This is a genomic window from Comamonas sp. 7D-2 (genome assembly GCF_022749555.1).
Classification (GTDB): Bacteria; Pseudomonadota; Gammaproteobacteria; order Burkholderiales; family Burkholderiaceae_C; genus Comamonas; species Comamonas thiooxydans.
The window spans coordinates 1,840,637-1,855,352 of record NZ_CP094238.1 but is presented as its reverse complement, the minus strand read 5'-3'; the positions used below and the strand labels follow the sequence as shown (position 1 = coordinate 1,855,352).

The window sequence follows — 14,716 nt, the reverse complement described above, 5'->3', positions numbered from 1 at the left end:
CAAACCTCTATATGACTGAAGTGGCACAAGCCTCTGGTCCGCAGCGACCCCGGGCCTTCCGCTGCGAGGTACGGATATGACATCTGCTCTTTCATCTCGATCCACGCTGGGCATGGACACTCCACAGGTGACGGCCAAGGCAAAAGTGCTTGGTCGGGCCATCTACGCAGGAGATCTCAAGCTTGCCGGCATGCTGCATGGCAAGGTTCTGCGCAGCCCTTACCCGCATGCGCGCATCGCTCGCATAGACACCACCGAGGCGCGCGCGCTGCCTGGCGTCAAGGCGGTCCTGACCGGCGAGGATGCGCCCGCCAATCTTTGGGGGGCGCATCACAAGGAGCGCGCCGTCCTGGCCAAAGGCGTGGTGCGTTATTGCGGCGAAGAGGTGGCAGCCGTGGCCGCTGTTTCCGAAGAGATCGCACGCGACGCGCTGGATCTGATTCGGGTGGAATACGAAGAACTGCCCGCCATTCTGACGCCCGAGGAAGCCAGGGACGAGGAAGCCTTCGACATCCATCCAGGGCGCAACAATGTGGCCCAGCATATCCAGTTCGAGCGCGGTGACGTGGAGGCAGGCTTTGCCGCCGCGGATCTGATTCACGAAGCCACCTACACCACGCATTCTCAATACCCCGGCTATATGGAGCCCATGGCCACGGTGGCCTCGCTGGACCCCGATGGCCGGCTTGTGCTCTATACCTCGACCCAGGCAGTGAATCTGGTGCGCATGCAGGTGGCCATGACCCTGGGTCTGCCCATTTCCCGCGTGCGCGTGATTCAGGCCGCTACCGGAGGTGGCTTCGGCGGCAAGATCGTGGAGGACGACAACCAGTTGCTTGCCGGCCTGCTGGCTCTGCATACCCGACGTCCGGTGCGGCTGGTCAACAACCGCCTGGAGGACTTCCAGGCCGCATGTGCCAGCGTGCCCGAGCGCATCACCCTCAAGCTGGGCATGCTCAAGGACGGCAGCATTGTCGCCAAGCAGGTTCGCATCATTGCCGAATGCGGTGCATATGCAGGCCTTGCCGGTGATGTGATGCACGTCAGTGCCATGCGCAGCGACAACATGCACCGCAATCCCAATGTGCGTTCTGAAGCGACGCTGTACTACACCAACAATCCGCCACGCGGCGCCTTCCGGGGCTTTGGCGGAACCCAGATGCAGTTTGCGCTCAACAGCCATATCCACACCATGGCGGAGAAACTGGGCCTGGACCCGGTGCAGGTGCACAAGCTCAACGCGCTCAAGGCCGGTGATGTCTCGATTCACGGCTGGCATATCGGCAGCACAGGACTGCTGGAGTGCATAGACATGGCAACCGAGGCCATAGGTTGGGCAAGCAAACGCCAACGCGTCAAGGCCAGTGGCATCAAGCGCCGCGGCGTGGGCATGGCAGCTGCCATGCATGTGAGCGGCAATCGCACCATAGGCAACTGGGATGGATCGACGCTGGTCATCAAGATCAATGAGGACGGTCGAGTTTTCCTCATCAGCGGTGAATGCGATATGGGCCAGGGAGCGAGCACCATGCTCAGCCAGATCGTGGCCCATGAGCTGGACCTGCCTCTGGCCGATATTCATGTGCTTGCACCCGACACCGATGTCGCACCAGTGGCCGTGGGTACTCTGGCTTCACGCGTCACCATGTCGGGCGGCAACGCGGCCATCATCGTTGCGCGCAAGGCGCGGCAAGAGTTGCTGAGCCTGGCTGCCGAGCGCCTGGGTGCACCGCACGACGCGCTGACGCTGAAAGGCGGTGCCGTCTATGTGAGCGCGGAGCCTGAACGCCGCATCACCGTGGCCGAGCTGGCACGCCAGCATATCTGGCGCCATGGTGGAGGTGGTATCCAGGTCGCCGGAACCTGGGACCCAAAGACCGTCATGCATGACGACAAGCTCTACGGCAATATCGCCGCTGCCTACTCCTACGCCGCCCAGGCCGTTGAAGTCGAAGTGGATATCGAGACCGGCCAGGTCAGCGTCATCGACAGCTATGTCGCCGACGACTGCGGCAAGGCGCTCAACCCCACTGCGATTCACGGCCAGACCAATGGCGCCACCGTTCAGGCCATAGGCTGGACGCTGTATGAGCAGTTGCACTACGAGGGCGGGCGCCTGGCGAACGGCAATTTCGCGGACTACAACATGGCCACCGCCGATGCGGTTCCCATGCTGCGCGGCGGCCTTGTGGAATCCAACGATCCCAACGGCCCCTATGGCGCCAAGGGTGCCAGCGAAACAGCCATCCTACCCGGCGCGCCAGCCATAGCCAACGCCGTCTATGACGCGATTGGCGTGCGCATCACCGATCTGCCCATCACCCCGGAAAAAGTGCTGGCTGCATTGCGCGACAAGCAGCAGCAAGGAGCAAGCCATGCGTGAATTTGATTTTGCGGAGCCCCGCTCGGTTGCGGAGGCCAGCCAGATGCTGGCCGAGTACGGTGACGATGCACGCATCATCGCGGGCGGGTCTGCGCTGATGCTGGCCATGCGCCAACGCATGCTTGCGCCCACGCACCTGATCTCGGTGGCGAGGCTGCCCCGGCTGCATGGCATCGATTTCGATCCGCACCAAGGTCTGCGTATCGGGGCTATGAGCCGCCATATCGATGTGGCTCGCTCCGAGCTCGTGAAGGCGCATGCACCGGTGCTGGCCCGGATGGCCGCCCAGGTGGCCAATCCGCAGGTGCGCAACCAGGGCACGATAGGCGGCAATCTCTGTTATGCCGACCCATCCACGGACCCGCCCGGCTGTCTGATGGCCCTCGACGCCTCGGTCGTTCTGGGCAGCACACGCGGAGAACGCGTGCTGTCGATGGAAGAGTTCCTGGTCGACTACTACACCACGGCCATGGAGAGCGATGAGCTACTGCTGGAAATCCGGGTGCCGCTGCAGGCGCCCGGCACCCAGGGGGAATACACGCGCTTTCTGCGCACGGCAGCAGAGCACCGTCCCCTGGTCAGCGTGGCCCTGGTCGTGCAAAGAGAGGGGCAGATATGTCACCAGGCACGTCTGGCTATTGGGGCATCCACGCCCATTCCCACCAGGCTGCGCCGTGCCGAAGACTGCTTGCGCGGCAAGACCGTGAATGCGCAGCTCGCTTCAGAGGTCGCAAGCATCGTGGCCGAGGACATCCAGCCGGTCTCCGACCTGCGGGGCAGCAGCGAGTTTCGCCGCGCCATGGTGCGCACGGTGACCCGCCGCACGGTGGCCACGTTGTTCGGAATTGATATCAATGAAGGAGTTGCCGCATGAGCACGCATCGCATCGAATGCCAGGTCAACGGCGAATCGCACAGCGCCGAAGTCGCATCACGGCGACTGCTATCGGATTTCCTGCGGGACGACCTGCACCTGACCGGCACCAAGCGGGGTTGCGAGACCGGCACCTGCGGCGCCTGCTCGGTGCTGCTGGACGGTGAAGTCATCAAATCCTGTCTGATGCTGGCCGTGCAGGTTCAGGGGCGCAGCATCACCACCATCGAAGGGCTGGCCGCCAACGAGCAGCTGCACCCCCTGCAGAAGAACTTCATGCAGTGCGGCGGCCTGCAATGCGGCTACTGCACGCCGGGTTTCATCATGGCCTCCTGCGACCTGCTCAAGAACACGCCCCAGCCCAACTGCGAAGAAGTGCGCCACGGCCTCAACGGCAATCTCTGCCGTTGCACCGGCTACACCCAAATCGTCGAATCCGTGCTGCATGCAGCACAGGAGATGCATCATGGAAATTGAAAAAACCCTGACCGTTTCAGCCCCTCCCCAGCAGGTCTGGGATCTGCTCCTCAATCCCCAGATCATGGCCGGAGCCGTGCCCGGAATGAAGTCCATCGATGTCATCAGCCCCACGGAATACGTGGCGGAGATGCACCAGAAGATTTCCTTCATCAGCGCCAAGTTCAAGCTCAAGACCAAGATCGTCGAGCAGAAGGCTCCGGAATACATGCGCGTGGAAGGCACCGGCGAGGATGCCTCGGTGGCCAGTTCGCTCAAGCAGACCAGCGAAGTGTTCCTGACGCCTGCTGCCAACGGCGGCACCGATCTACGGATCAAGGTCAATGTCGACGTGCTGGGCCGCCTGGGCGCCTTCGGCCTGTCGGTCATGAAAACCAAGGCCGATCGTCTCTGGGAAGAGTTTGGCAGCAATCTGGCTGCTCGCATCGAGGCTGGTGGCTTGATCGTTGATGCCGCACCACATTCCTCCGCCAGCCCCTCGACAGCGCCCGCCATGCCTTCATTGGCCGAGCAAGCTGTCGCGAGCCCTGAGATCAAACCTGCCGCAGCGCCGACCGTCTCCTCTAGCAAAGTTCCGCAGGAACAGATGGAAGCAGCCATCACAGCCTCGACACAGGACACATACAGCGAAGCCGGCTGGTGGGCTCGCATCTTCGGAGGTGCCCGCAATGCACGCCGCGCCGGCCAGGTCATACGCGTAGAAGTGCGTCAGATGGACAAGACGATCTGTGTCGAGTGGCCTGCCACAGCTGCATCCGAATGCCGGGAATGGCTCCGGTCTCTGCACAAGTAAGCACTGTTTTTGCTCCGACCAGCAAGGAGGCTCACGACTCAACAGCTCAATCACATCAAGCCACGCATGCAAAAAATACTGAACGACATTAAAAATTGGAGACATTCATGCTGAAGAAGGTAGCGAGCGCCATTGCGCTTCTGGGGGTGGGAGGATTGGCACATGCACAATCGTCCGTACAGATTTACGGCATCATGGACACGGCCGTCGAAACCATGAACAACGTGGGCGCAACCAAGTCCAGCCTCACACGCATGCCCAATCTGACGGGCAGCGTTCCATCGCGCCTGGGCTTTCGCGGCCGCGAGGATCTGGGAGGCGGATTGAGCGCATCCTTCACGCTGGAGATGGGTATCGGTCCCGACAGCGGAGCTCTCAACCAGGGCGGTCGTGGTTTCGGCCGCCAGTCCTTCGTCAGCCTCAACGGCCCCTGGGGATCGTTGGGGCTGGGCCGTCAATACACCATGCTGTTCTGGTCCGTACTCGACGCTGACGTGATCGGTCCGAGCCTGCACAGCATGGCCAGTCTGGACAACTACTTTCCCAATGCACGTGCCGACAATGCGATCTCCTACAAGGGCACGTTCTCGGGCCTGACGGTCGGCGCAACCTATAGCTTCGGCCGCGATGCCGTCAATGCGGGCCCCAGTCCCGGCGGTACCAACTGCGCGGGAGAAAGCAGCACCGACTCCAAGACCTGCCGCGAGTGGTCGGCCATGCTCAAGTACGACACCACGACATGGGGAGCGGCGCTGGCGCATGACGAGCTGCGCGGCGGCCCCGGTGCTTTCGCGGGGCTGACCAGCAGCGACAAAGTCGACAAGCGCACCATGCTCAACGGCTATGTGAAGCTTGGTGGCGCCAAGATTGGTGGTGGCTATATGCGTCGCAAGAATGACGGCTATATCGCATCGCCGCGCAACGACCTGTGGTTTGTGGGCGTGACCTACCCCATTGGGCAATGGAGCGTGGACGCCCAGTACAACCAGCTCAAGTACAAGGACAACGCGGACAAGGGTCAGCTGCTGGTACTGCGCGGTACCTACAACCTGTCCAAGCGCACTGCGGCCTATGCCTCGCTGGGCTATATGAAGAACAGCGGCAATGCGGCCTTTGGAGCAAGCAGCGCTCAAGCTGGTGGAACACCGCTGCCTGGCGTCAACCAGACTGGCTTTGGCATGGGCCTGCGCCATACGTTCTAAAGCCGGAGCCAATACAGCGGGTGCGGGTAGCCTGGTGGCCTGCACCCGCTTTTCAGAAGAAGTGACATTCCCCAGGCGGTGCTCGTTCACCAACATAGACCGGACATATCTAACTGCCCAAGGGCAGTCCAGGTCGGCATGAGAAGAAGCTGACAACAATGTCACCGCGCTGTCCCGCTTCTGTTGGGGTCGGATTCCTAAGATCCACACATCTCCTCCTTACCTCTATCAAGGCCTGGGAGATTGTGTTTCACCGACTTTCTTAGGAGCTCCCACCATGCCTCAACGTCGTCTCTCCATCGCGTCCGTATTTGCAAGCGCAGCAGCAGTAGCTGTACTAGCCATGCCGGGGATGGCTTCGGCAGCCTATGAACACCCAGCCAATAACGAGCAAGGCGTGACTGTTCACCCCGAACACTTCGTGAGCCAGAAGACACGTGATCAAGTCAAGGCCGAAACTGCAGATGCGATGAAGAACGGTCGCCTGTCGTATGGAGAAAGCAACTTCCCCAACTTTGCACCCCCTGCAGCTCCCGGTAAAACACGCGAAGAAGTGATTAACGAATTGCTGCGCGAATCTCCAGCAGCGCGGGAAGCTCGTATGCAGTCCATCGCTCGCTGAGGTCAATAGAGGCCTTGTTGGGCCCCGGTCTTCCTTGACCAGCATTGCGCGATGCGATGACCGGCATGCTTGATCTGACCACCGGCAGCAACTGCCCCATGCTGCCGGCCGAGTGGCGATGATCAATGCTTGGATTGCTGGCATCACCCAGTCCAAGCCTTTATCCGCTTCCTTCAATTGATCATCGCCCCACAGACGCCGCCCCCTGAGCCGTTCCTGAAGACCAACCAACGGGGGGCGGGCGAGCAGCAGACAGTGCCCGTCAATTGGCAAAGCGCAGTTCACATGTAGCTTCATCGCTCACAGATAGCTTACGTGCACAACCTTTGGCAAAGGTGCAAAGGCTGGAATTAGGGCGGCAGCCATCGCCACAGTTCTTTGTTAACGGATTGTCTTGCCATGAAGGTATGAAACATCAGTGCTTCAGGTTGGCATCTAAAGGGGTGGCGTGATCGACTCTGCCCAGAACACCCCCTGTCCCCTGGGAGACGATTTTTCCACCCCCCTAGGGTTTGCTGTCTTTGCGTGGCCGCATTCGGCTTCTAGGCTTCTAGATTGCCAAGACTCCCTTTTTACTGAGCAAACAGAACATGGCCTTCATCAATTACGTGACTCAGATCCAGTTTGACTTTGGCGCCGTTCAAATGCTGCGCCAGGAATGCGAGCGTGTCGGTATCAGCAAGCCGCTGATCGTGACCGACCCCGGCGTCAAGGCGGCAGGAATCTTGCAAAAAGCCATAAATGCACTGGGCGGCCTGCCCCATGCAGTATTTGACCAGACTCCTTCCAACCCCACTGAAGCGGCGGTGCGCGCTGCGGCTGAAATCTACAAATCCCAGAACTGCGATGGATTGATCGCTGTGGGCGGAGGCAGTGCCATTGACTGCGCCAAAGGCGTGGCAATTGCAGCTACGCATGAAGGCCCGCTCTCGTACTACGCGACGATTGAAGGCGGCTCGCCTCGTATTACGGAACGAGTTGCTCCGCTGATTGCCGTGCCCACCACCAGCGGCACGGGCAGCGAGGTGGCGCGTGGTGCCATCATCATCGTGGACGACCATCGCAAACTGGGTTTTCACAGCTGGCATCTGGTGCCCAAGGCTGCCATCTGCGACCCCGAGCTCACCTTCGGCCTCCCCCCCATGCTGACGGCAGCAACCGGCATGGATGCCATAGCCCATTGCATGGAAACCTTTATGGCCTCGGCCTTCAATCCACCGGCTGACGGCATTGGCCTGGACGGGCTGACCCGGGGCTGGGCGCATATCGAGCGGGCCATGCTCAATGGCAACGACGCGGAAGCCCGCCGCCAATTGATGAGCGCAAGCATGCAAGGGGCCATGGCTTTTCAGAAAGGGCTGGGCTGCGTGCATAGCCTCAGTCACAGCCTGGGCGGCATCAACCCGCGCCTGCACCACGGCACGCTCAACGCCATGTTTCTGCCCGCAGTCGTGCGTTTCAATGCCGAAGCCGAAAGCGTTCAGCGCGAGGACCGCCTCAACCGCATGGCACATGCCATGGGTCTCAGCAGCGGAAGCGATATCCCCGACGCTATTCGAGATATGAATGCCCGCCTGAACCTGCCATCGGGTCTGGCTGCCATGGGCGTGGAGCGCGCGCAGTTTGATGCAATCATCAGCGGTGCACTCAAGGACCACTGCCACGCCACCAATCCACGGCTGGCATCCGCGCAGGACTATGAGCAGATGCTCAGCACCTCGCTCTGACAGACTGCACACAGTGCTCAAGCCTCAACGACAGGGCCCTGCTTGAGCGCTTCGCGCACATCGTCCATCAATTGCCTCGCCATGCTGCTGAGCACCTCGAGCTCATCGTCGGACATGTTTCGAGGCTCGTCATCAAGTATGGAAAGGCAGCCCAGCACATTGCCTTTTTTGTCCACCAGAGGCACACCCGCGTAAAAGCGCAGCTTAAGGCTATGCACCACCGAGTCGCTTGCAAATCGGGGGTCTCGCGCCAAGTCTCCGACCACAATGGCCTCTTCTTCATACACGACATACGAGCACACCGAGCCATCACGAGGGACGCCTTGTTGAGCGCCCTCTTGCGCTGACAGCGGAAGCAGACTGCCCGGCGCAAAGACACGTTCAGCATCCACCCAGGAAACTTGAGCCCACTTGGTGTTGAAAGCATTGACGGCCTTCTTGGCCGTATCGCGATATAGCGCTGTCAATGCTGGTGCCAGCACCCCGCTTTCATGCAGCATTTTGACGCGCTGCTCATCGTCATCGGGAATCGGAGCAGCAATCACACACTCGCCGGGATCTCCAACCTGCATGGCCTCTACCCACAGATGCAACTCACGCAGACTGGTAACGCAGGCCTGCGCTCCTGTCTGTCGGGCAAACTCGGGGTCAGCTGCCACGGCTGGAGCATTCCACAGGCACAGCACCACTCGTGCACCCGGCCAATGGCGGCGAATGCGCCGCACAATGCGTCTCGCCATGCTTTGTGGCTGGTGATTGAAGATCGACAGCACCAATAGATCCGATTGCTTTACGGCCTGAACCCACTCGCGATCCGCCAACAAGCCATTGGCATCAAACTGCAAGGACTTCGAGTCCGGGGCAAGTGCCCATCCGGAGCAGCTAACCTCATGACCATGCAAGCTCTCTGCATGGGCCACCATGGCTGCGCCCAGGGCATCCACCTCCCAGCGCACACCCGCGCAATGAATGCGCAGGCATCGACGCTGATCACCTTCACCGGGAGCCGCCTGGGCATGCTCGCCACTGCTTCTGAATGCATATTGGTCCTGCAACTCATCAAGCAAGGCTGCCATGCCATTGGACAGCCGCAAGCGATGTTCGGCCGTTGCCGACTCCAGATGCTGCTGGGTTGCAATACGCAGAGCAGGAATGGCAACCTCATCATAAAACCCGCTGACGGCACTGGCTCTGTCATCCTGGCCGGACTTCGAGAGCAGACGCTCCTCCACGGACTGTACGGCCATGCTGATGGCATCATCAGCGTCATCGGCCAGCAGACGCTGGTACAGCCGTTGCTGCGGCCCGAGAACGGGCTCGCTGCCCAGCAATACCTCCATGAATTTGAGCGAGGGGATGTAGCGCCCCAGCACCAGCAGGCACACCGTCAAAGGTGTGGAAAGAATCAGGCCGATCGGCCCCCAAAGCGCTGTCCAGAAGGTTGCGGCAACAATGATTGACAAGGTCGACAAACCTGTACTTGAGCCATATAGCCACGGCTCGATCACATTGTTGCTGATCAACTCCAGCAGCAGAATCAGGCCCAGAGTCATCAAAAACATATCCCAGCTGGGATCGACCGCAAAGGCCAGCGCCAGCGGAAATACCGCAGACATCATCGGGCCCACATAAGGCACAAATCGCATGATGGCGCCCAGCACCCCCCAGAGAATCGCCCCTGGCACACCAATGAGCAACAAGCCCATGGCGAGTGGCACGCCATAGCTGACGTTGACGATGAACTGCATGCGCAGATATTTGCCAATGCGCTGCGAGGCCTCATCCAGCGCATCGGTGGCCACATTGAGGTTGCCCCCCACCAGCCTAAGCAACCGATCCCTCAGCTCGTCCCTGTCAAGCAGAATCAGTATGACAAACAGCAACACGATGCCTGCGGTCGTCACCGGCTCGGCAATACGCCCCAGCCACTGCAGCATCCGTGTAGTGGGCTTGGACTCGGGAGGCTGAACCTCCACTTTCTGCACCCGCGCCCTGGCGTTGTCCACGCTGGCAATCTCTTTCTCAACGGTGTTGTAGGTCTTGAAAACGCCATCCCAGGCGCTGGGCATGTTTGCGCTCTTGCGCAGGCTGCGCAATTTGTCGCGAATCGTCGATTGATAGGTCGGCAGATCGGCACTGAGTTGCTGCACCTGACTGCCCAGATACATGCCCAAGCCGCCGAGTGCTGCCAGAGAAAAAGCCACGACCACAATGGCCGAAGCCATTCGCGGCAGCCCCCAGCGCTTGAGCTTGCTGACAGCAGGGTCGAGCAAGAAGCCGAACAGCATTGCCAGGGCCAGAGGAATCAGCATGTCCCGCCCGAAATAGAGGGCAAGAATCACGATGGAAGCAATCATCAGCCCGATGAGCAAACGCAGGGCCGGCAGCATTTCCGCCAGATGCACAAGCCCCGGAGCCACGTTGGCCCTGGCTCGTCTGTCCATGCCCTCCCACAAACCGGGAGCTGGCTGCCGGCCCTCTCCGGCCGAACCCGCCTCTCGCGAGAAAGTCTCGATTTCGACCGGTGCCCCCGCATACGGCTTGGTTGGCGCAACCGCGCCAAAGTTGACCTCGGGGATTGCAGACGATTCATCGGACGGGGAATTCTCGTTTCGGTTCTCTGACATTGGCATCCTTGATGGACTGTTGTCTATGATTTTCTGAGACAAAGTGCGCTCATCCAGAATTCCAACTGGCTCTGCCCCCCTCTGCTGTCAGGCTTTGTCGTAATTTGCAAAAAAGCGCTATAGAGCCTCGACTCGACCCGGATCAGGTGCATGCAGCCACTGCGCAAACTCATCGGCCAGTTGCAGACTGGCCGCCGCCGCGGTATTCCAGGCCTTGGCGCGCGCATCATGGTCTGTGCCATAGCTCAGAAAATCGTGCCGATCCGGCAACTTGGCGTTCGGCAGGCAAGCCACCCAGGCGGGATCAGGGGCCAGCACAATCATCGAGTCCAGATACGAACTCGGTCCATGACGCCATTTCAGCCCCTTGTCCAGCCATCCAGGAATCACCGCCTTCTGGAAATGAGGATATAGCACCACCCCATCGCCGTTACGAGAGGCCAGATAATCCAGATGCATGTGATAGTCGGTAATGCCGCCATCCCAGTAGGCACCCTTGGGAGCATCTGAAATGTCTTGCACGGCATCCAGCACGAAAGGGATGGAGCAACTGGCTCGCAAGGCATCCATGAAATTACTCTCCGTCAGCCGGGTCTGCGCAGACCGAATGTCCGCAACACCAAAGGGAAGAGCATGCACGGCATCGCTTGCAGAAGAGGAAAAGATCACCCGCTCCAGCAAGCAGCCCAATGCCGACCGATGCAATGCATTGCCTGCAAACGCGGCCGCATAGCCCAATGGAGTGCGCCAGGGCGATGCACGTGACAGCAGGCCACGCCCGCGGGCGGCGATCACATGCAGCCTATAGCGCGGATTCGCCAGAACCTCACCCACACGCCCCCCGTAAAAATCCTGCAGCGACTGCGCAAACCGCTCACTGACCAGCGACGACGGCGTGCGCCTCTGCCCTTCGGGGGGATCGAAGCGCTGTGCAATATAGTCACGCTCCAGTCGCTCAAAGGCTTCCACTGGTGCGTCCAGGCAAGCTGTCGCCATGCGCCAGGCACCGATGGAGGCACCAATCAGATCCACCGGCTGCGCGCTGGCCTGCAACCACTGTCCAAAGATGAAGCGATCCAGAGGTCCGAGAATCAAGCCCTTGGGACCGCCTGCAGCCGCCGGTATGACTCTGACCATATCCGGCTGCAAGCCCCGCCGCTCTATAGATTGCCGCGCCTTGAGACCGGCATAGATTCGCAATGCTCTTGTGGATGACGTCATGTGGGCATTGTGCTTGCAAGCCCCGTTGCTCGCGATCAGCTCGGCGACTTCACCAGTTGAGCGTGACCGAGGTACCGCCACCGGGTCGAGCGGAGATGCTCAGTTTCGCCCCCATGACAAGCGCTCTGCGGCGCATATTGACCCACCCCATGCCAGCAGATGCTACGCCCGGGATTTGCCTGCCATCAGCCGGTCTGACAGGACCCGCATCCTCAATGCTCAGGCGAGCATGCACAAAGGAGGCATCTGAAACATTTGAAGCACTTTTCCACTGTTCGTCGGCAGCCAGCGTGATCCAGAGTTCAGGCGCGTCAGTGTGCTGCAGCACATTGCTCACGGCCTCCTTCACCACTGCCATGATTTCCTCGGCCATGGCGCCGCACGGCAGACTGCCGGCATCGCCAGACATCTCCGGATCCCAAACATCCCAGTGCAGATTCATGCCTCGATGATCCAGCACAGGTTGCAGCCTGTGCCTGAAACGAGCAAGAAGGACACCCAAGGGTTCGTTTCGGCTATCCATGGAATCAACAATCAGCCTTAGATCGAGCAGGCATTGTTCTGCGTTGCTGCGAATTGCCGGGTCCGTGCCGAGCCCTGTCAGGCTGATCAGTTGCACCAGTTGGCTGCCGACATCGTCATGCAATGCCTCCGCTATGCGCCTGCGCTCCAGCTGTACCTCTCTCGATGGACGCGCGCTTTTACGTCTGCGCCACAGCACGCTGCGATATGCCAGAGGCAACAGCCAGACGACAGCCGCCATGCTGCCCGCCGCGCCTAGCGCAGCAGTCCACCAGGGAGCTGAATTGAACACCGCTCCAGGCTGCAAAAGCCAGGGCAGCCACAGCAGCAGCTGAACACTCCACAGAAGCAGCTGCCAGACGTAGGACATGGTGAATGCGTTCGCAGATACTGGCGCCTAGAACCAGCCACGCAGGTAGGCGAAACGCACGGCTTGTGCTCGGGTGCGCACCTGGAGCTTTCGATAGATGTTCTTGATGTGCGTGTTGACCGTCATGGTGCTGATCTCCAACTGCACGCCGATCTCTGCACTGGTATTGCCACTGGCAACCATGCGCAAGACCTCGCATTCGCGACTTGAGAGCCTGTCGGACATACCGGCCCCCGGCACGGCCCCGGTGGCCGGCCGCTTGTCATACCGCTGCAACAGCCGCCTGGCGAGACTGGGAGTGATGGATGCACCGCCATTGACGACCTGCAGCACCGCTTGAGGATAGTTGCCAAACCAGGAGTTCTTGACCAGATAGCCGGTTGCCCCCAGCTCGAAAGCGTGCAACACCTGCTCCTCCGTCTCCACCACCGAAACCACAATGACCTCGGCCTGCGGGCGCTGGCTTTTCATCACCTCGATCAACTCAAGACCATCGTCAGCCCCCAGCTTCAGATCCAGCAACATGACATCAAACTCATGTTGACGAATGGCTTTTCTTGCATCCTTGAGGTTGTCCGCCTGAGCAACCACCATGGTGCGCCGATCATTCATGATTTCCTGTGCGATCACCATGCGCAGATGCGCATCATCGTCCACCAACAGAACTCTGACGGGCTTGTCGGGCTGCCCCACCATATGATCGGGCCACATGGAAGGACTACCGAGCTCCACAGCCATGGGTCGGAGCATCAAGGCATCACCAGAGTTGTTTGCACCGTTCGGGGTCATTTCTCTCTCCTGGCCAGAGTTGCCTGCCGGGGACTCAGGATGGTGCTCAAGACACCATATAGATAAAAACTCCCCAGCGCGTCATTAGATAGTTTTTAGCAATTAAAACTGCAACTCAGCGTAAGAAAAAATGCAATTTGAGTAATCACGGTTTTCTGACGACACCTACTCAAAACCGCCGACTCCTCATCCCAGGCGCCCAGGAGCCCTAAAACTGAACATCCAGAGAGCCTGCCGCGTGCCAGTCGATGGATGCCTGACGCAGCACCATGTCGATGTCCATGCTCAGCGCCAGTCCAGTTTCAGCAGGGAAAGTCACAGCCAGCTGACGCTCACCCCAGTTAAGCGCGCGGGTCGATGCCCGCCAGATGGCCAGATGCAGCACCCCCGTCAAGGGCTCGAATACAGGCTGCTCCATCGGCGCATGCATGAACTGAAAGGCATCGCTGATCTGCTCCGGAAAATTCCACTGTCGCGCCAGATGGGCCGTAATCTGGCCCGAGCAATAGCCCATCAGCTGCATTTCCACCTGGGGGCGCTTGGGATGCATGGGCTCCAGCAACTCGGAAAGTCGGAAGAAAGTGTCAGGGTCGGCGGCCTGCAGCAACAACTCTCCCAGGCCATGCAGCAGCCCCAACGCATAGGCCTGCGAGGCGTTGGCCTGAACCGACATTGCGAGCGCGCGCGCCATGCGTGCCGTGTCCAGGCTGTAGCGCCAGAAATTCGCCAGACTCCAGCCTGCCGAAACATGAGATGCGCTGACTGGAGCCGCCTTCTGCACCAATTGCCGCAACTGAACCGGCGCCAGCAGCACCAGTGCTTCGGGAATGCTGTGCACGCGCTGCCCCAGCAGATGCGCTGGCCCATTGGCCGCAGCCAGCAGACGAGCGGTCAGAACCGGATCGCTGGAAAACAATTGCACCAGGCTGCGCATGCCGGGCTCCGGCTTGCGCAGTTCACTCGACAGCAGCGCAACGACGCGCGGCTGGCTTGGCAGCAATACATGCTGCTCCAGCAACGTTGACAGGCTCAATGGTTTGACGCGGCTCATCTGGATCAAAGGCAGTGGCAAGGCTGTCGCCACCACGAAATGAACACGAGTGGGCCCAT

12 protein-coding genes are annotated in these 14,716 nt (G+C 60.1%); 7 read left to right on the top strand and 5 right to left on the bottom strand.

The window, feature by feature from the left end:
- The first annotated feature begins 76 nt into the window (after positions 1-76).
- From MPZ60_RS08535 to MPZ60_RS08505, 7 genes are all read left to right on the top strand, one after another.
- On the top strand, positions 77-2,383 hold the full coding sequence (locus MPZ60_RS08535) for a xanthine dehydrogenase family protein molybdopterin-binding subunit (RefSeq protein ID WP_034356667.1): 2,307 nt from the start codon (positions 77-79) through the stop codon (positions 2,381-2,383).
- The gene (locus MPZ60_RS08530; RefSeq protein ID WP_034356664.1) at positions 2,376-3,257 is read left to right on the top strand and encodes a xanthine dehydrogenase family protein subunit M; all 882 of its coding nucleotides are present in this window, start codon (positions 2,376-2,378) and stop codon (positions 3,255-3,257) included. Before MPZ60_RS08535 ends, MPZ60_RS08530 begins: the two co-directional genes overlap by 8 nt.
- Complete coding sequence (locus tag MPZ60_RS08525) at positions 3,254-3,733, top strand: (2Fe-2S)-binding protein (RefSeq protein ID WP_034356661.1); 480 nt, start codon at positions 3,254-3,256, stop codon at positions 3,731-3,733. Before MPZ60_RS08530 ends, MPZ60_RS08525 begins: the two co-directional genes overlap by 4 nt.
- Positions 3,723-4,526 carry a CoxG family protein gene (locus tag MPZ60_RS08520; RefSeq protein WP_242881840.1) on the top strand — a complete coding sequence of 268 codons (804 nt, stop codon included), beginning with the start codon at positions 3,723-3,725 and terminating at the stop codon, positions 4,524-4,526. Before MPZ60_RS08525 ends, MPZ60_RS08520 begins: the two co-directional genes overlap by 11 nt.
- Before the next feature lie 107 nt (positions 4,527-4,633).
- A complete protein-coding gene (locus tag MPZ60_RS08515) occupies positions 4,634-5,728 on the top strand; it encodes a porin (protein ID WP_034356656.1) in 1,095 nt (364 codons plus the stop codon).
- 277 nt (positions 5,729-6,005) lie between these two features.
- The gene (locus MPZ60_RS08510) at positions 6,006-6,350 is read left to right on the top strand and encodes a DUF4148 domain-containing protein (protein WP_034356653.1); all 345 of its coding nucleotides are present in this window, start codon (positions 6,006-6,008) and stop codon (positions 6,348-6,350) included.
- A gap of 590 nt (positions 6,351-6,940) precedes the next feature.
- Positions 6,941-8,077 carry an iron-containing alcohol dehydrogenase gene (locus MPZ60_RS08505; RefSeq protein ID WP_003063321.1) on the top strand — a complete coding sequence of 379 codons (1,137 nt, stop codon included), beginning with the start codon at positions 6,941-6,943 and terminating at the stop codon, positions 8,075-8,077.
- Between the two features lie 17 nt (positions 8,078-8,094).
- Here MPZ60_RS08505 and MPZ60_RS08500 read toward each other — a convergent pair whose 3' ends face one another.
- The 5 genes from MPZ60_RS08500 to MPZ60_RS08480 all read right to left on the bottom strand — a co-directional run bounded on the left by MPZ60_RS08500 (position 8,095) and on the right by MPZ60_RS08480 (position 14,657).
- Entirely contained in the window at positions 8,095-10,521 is a 2,427-nt protein-coding gene (locus MPZ60_RS08500) for an AI-2E family transporter (protein ID WP_034356650.1), read from the bottom strand.
- 300 nt (positions 10,522-10,821) lie between these two features.
- A complete protein-coding gene (locus MPZ60_RS08495) occupies positions 10,822-11,841 on the bottom strand; it encodes a patatin-like phospholipase family protein (RefSeq protein WP_034356647.1) in 1,020 nt (339 codons plus the stop codon).
- 133 nt (positions 11,842-11,974) lie between these two features.
- On the bottom strand, positions 11,975-12,688 hold the full coding sequence (locus MPZ60_RS08490) for a sensor histidine kinase (RefSeq protein WP_242607022.1): 714 nt from the start codon (positions 12,686-12,688) through the stop codon (positions 11,975-11,977).
- Positions 12,689-12,844: 156 nt separating this feature from the next.
- Positions 12,845-13,606 carry a response regulator transcription factor gene (locus tag MPZ60_RS08485; protein ID WP_034356641.1) on the bottom strand — a complete coding sequence of 254 codons (762 nt, stop codon included), beginning with the start codon at positions 13,604-13,606 and terminating at the stop codon, positions 12,845-12,847.
- Positions 13,607-13,814: 208 nt separating this feature from the next.
- On the bottom strand, positions 13,815-14,657 hold the full coding sequence (locus tag MPZ60_RS08480) for an HDOD domain-containing protein (RefSeq protein WP_034356638.1): 843 nt from the start codon (positions 14,655-14,657) through the stop codon (positions 13,815-13,817).
- Positions 14,658-14,716 lie beyond the last annotated feature (59 nt).

Bases quoted from the DNA above. Each gene is read 5' to 3' on its own strand.
- MPZ60_RS08535 (WP_034356667.1), top strand. From the start codon at position 77: ATGACATCTGCTCTTTCATCTCGATCCACGCTGGGCATGGACACTCCA.
- MPZ60_RS08530 (WP_034356664.1), top strand. From the start codon at position 2,376: ATGCGTGAATTTGATTTTGCGGAGCCCCGCTCGGTTGCGGAGGCCAGC.
- MPZ60_RS08525 (WP_034356661.1), top strand. From the start codon at position 3,254: ATGAGCACGCATCGCATCGAATGCCAGGTCAACGGCGAATCGCACAGC.
- MPZ60_RS08520 (WP_242881840.1), top strand. From the start codon at position 3,723: ATGGAAATTGAAAAAACCCTGACCGTTTCAGCCCCTCCCCAGCAGGTC.
- MPZ60_RS08515 (WP_034356656.1), top strand. From the start codon at position 4,634: ATGCTGAAGAAGGTAGCGAGCGCCATTGCGCTTCTGGGGGTGGGAGGA.
- MPZ60_RS08510 (WP_034356653.1), top strand. From the start codon at position 6,006: ATGCCTCAACGTCGTCTCTCCATCGCGTCCGTATTTGCAAGCGCAGCA.
- MPZ60_RS08505 (WP_003063321.1), top strand. From the start codon at position 6,941: ATGGCCTTCATCAATTACGTGACTCAGATCCAGTTTGACTTTGGCGCC.
- MPZ60_RS08500 (WP_034356650.1), bottom strand. From the start codon at position 10,521: ATGGACAGACGAGCCAGGGCCAACGTGGCTCCGGGGCTTGTGCATCTG.
- MPZ60_RS08495 (WP_034356647.1), bottom strand. From the start codon at position 11,841: ATGGTCAGAGTCATACCGGCGGCTGCAGGCGGTCCCAAGGGCTTGATT.
- MPZ60_RS08490 (WP_242607022.1), bottom strand. From the start codon at position 12,688: ATGGCGGCTGTCGTCTGGCTGTTGCCTCTGGCATATCGCAGCGTGCTG.
- MPZ60_RS08485 (WP_034356641.1), bottom strand. From the start codon at position 13,606: ATGACCCCGAACGGTGCAAACAACTCTGGTGATGCCTTGATGCTCCGA.
- MPZ60_RS08480 (WP_034356638.1), bottom strand. From the start codon at position 14,657: ATGAGCCGCGTCAAACCATTGAGCCTGTCAACGTTGCTGGAGCAGCAT.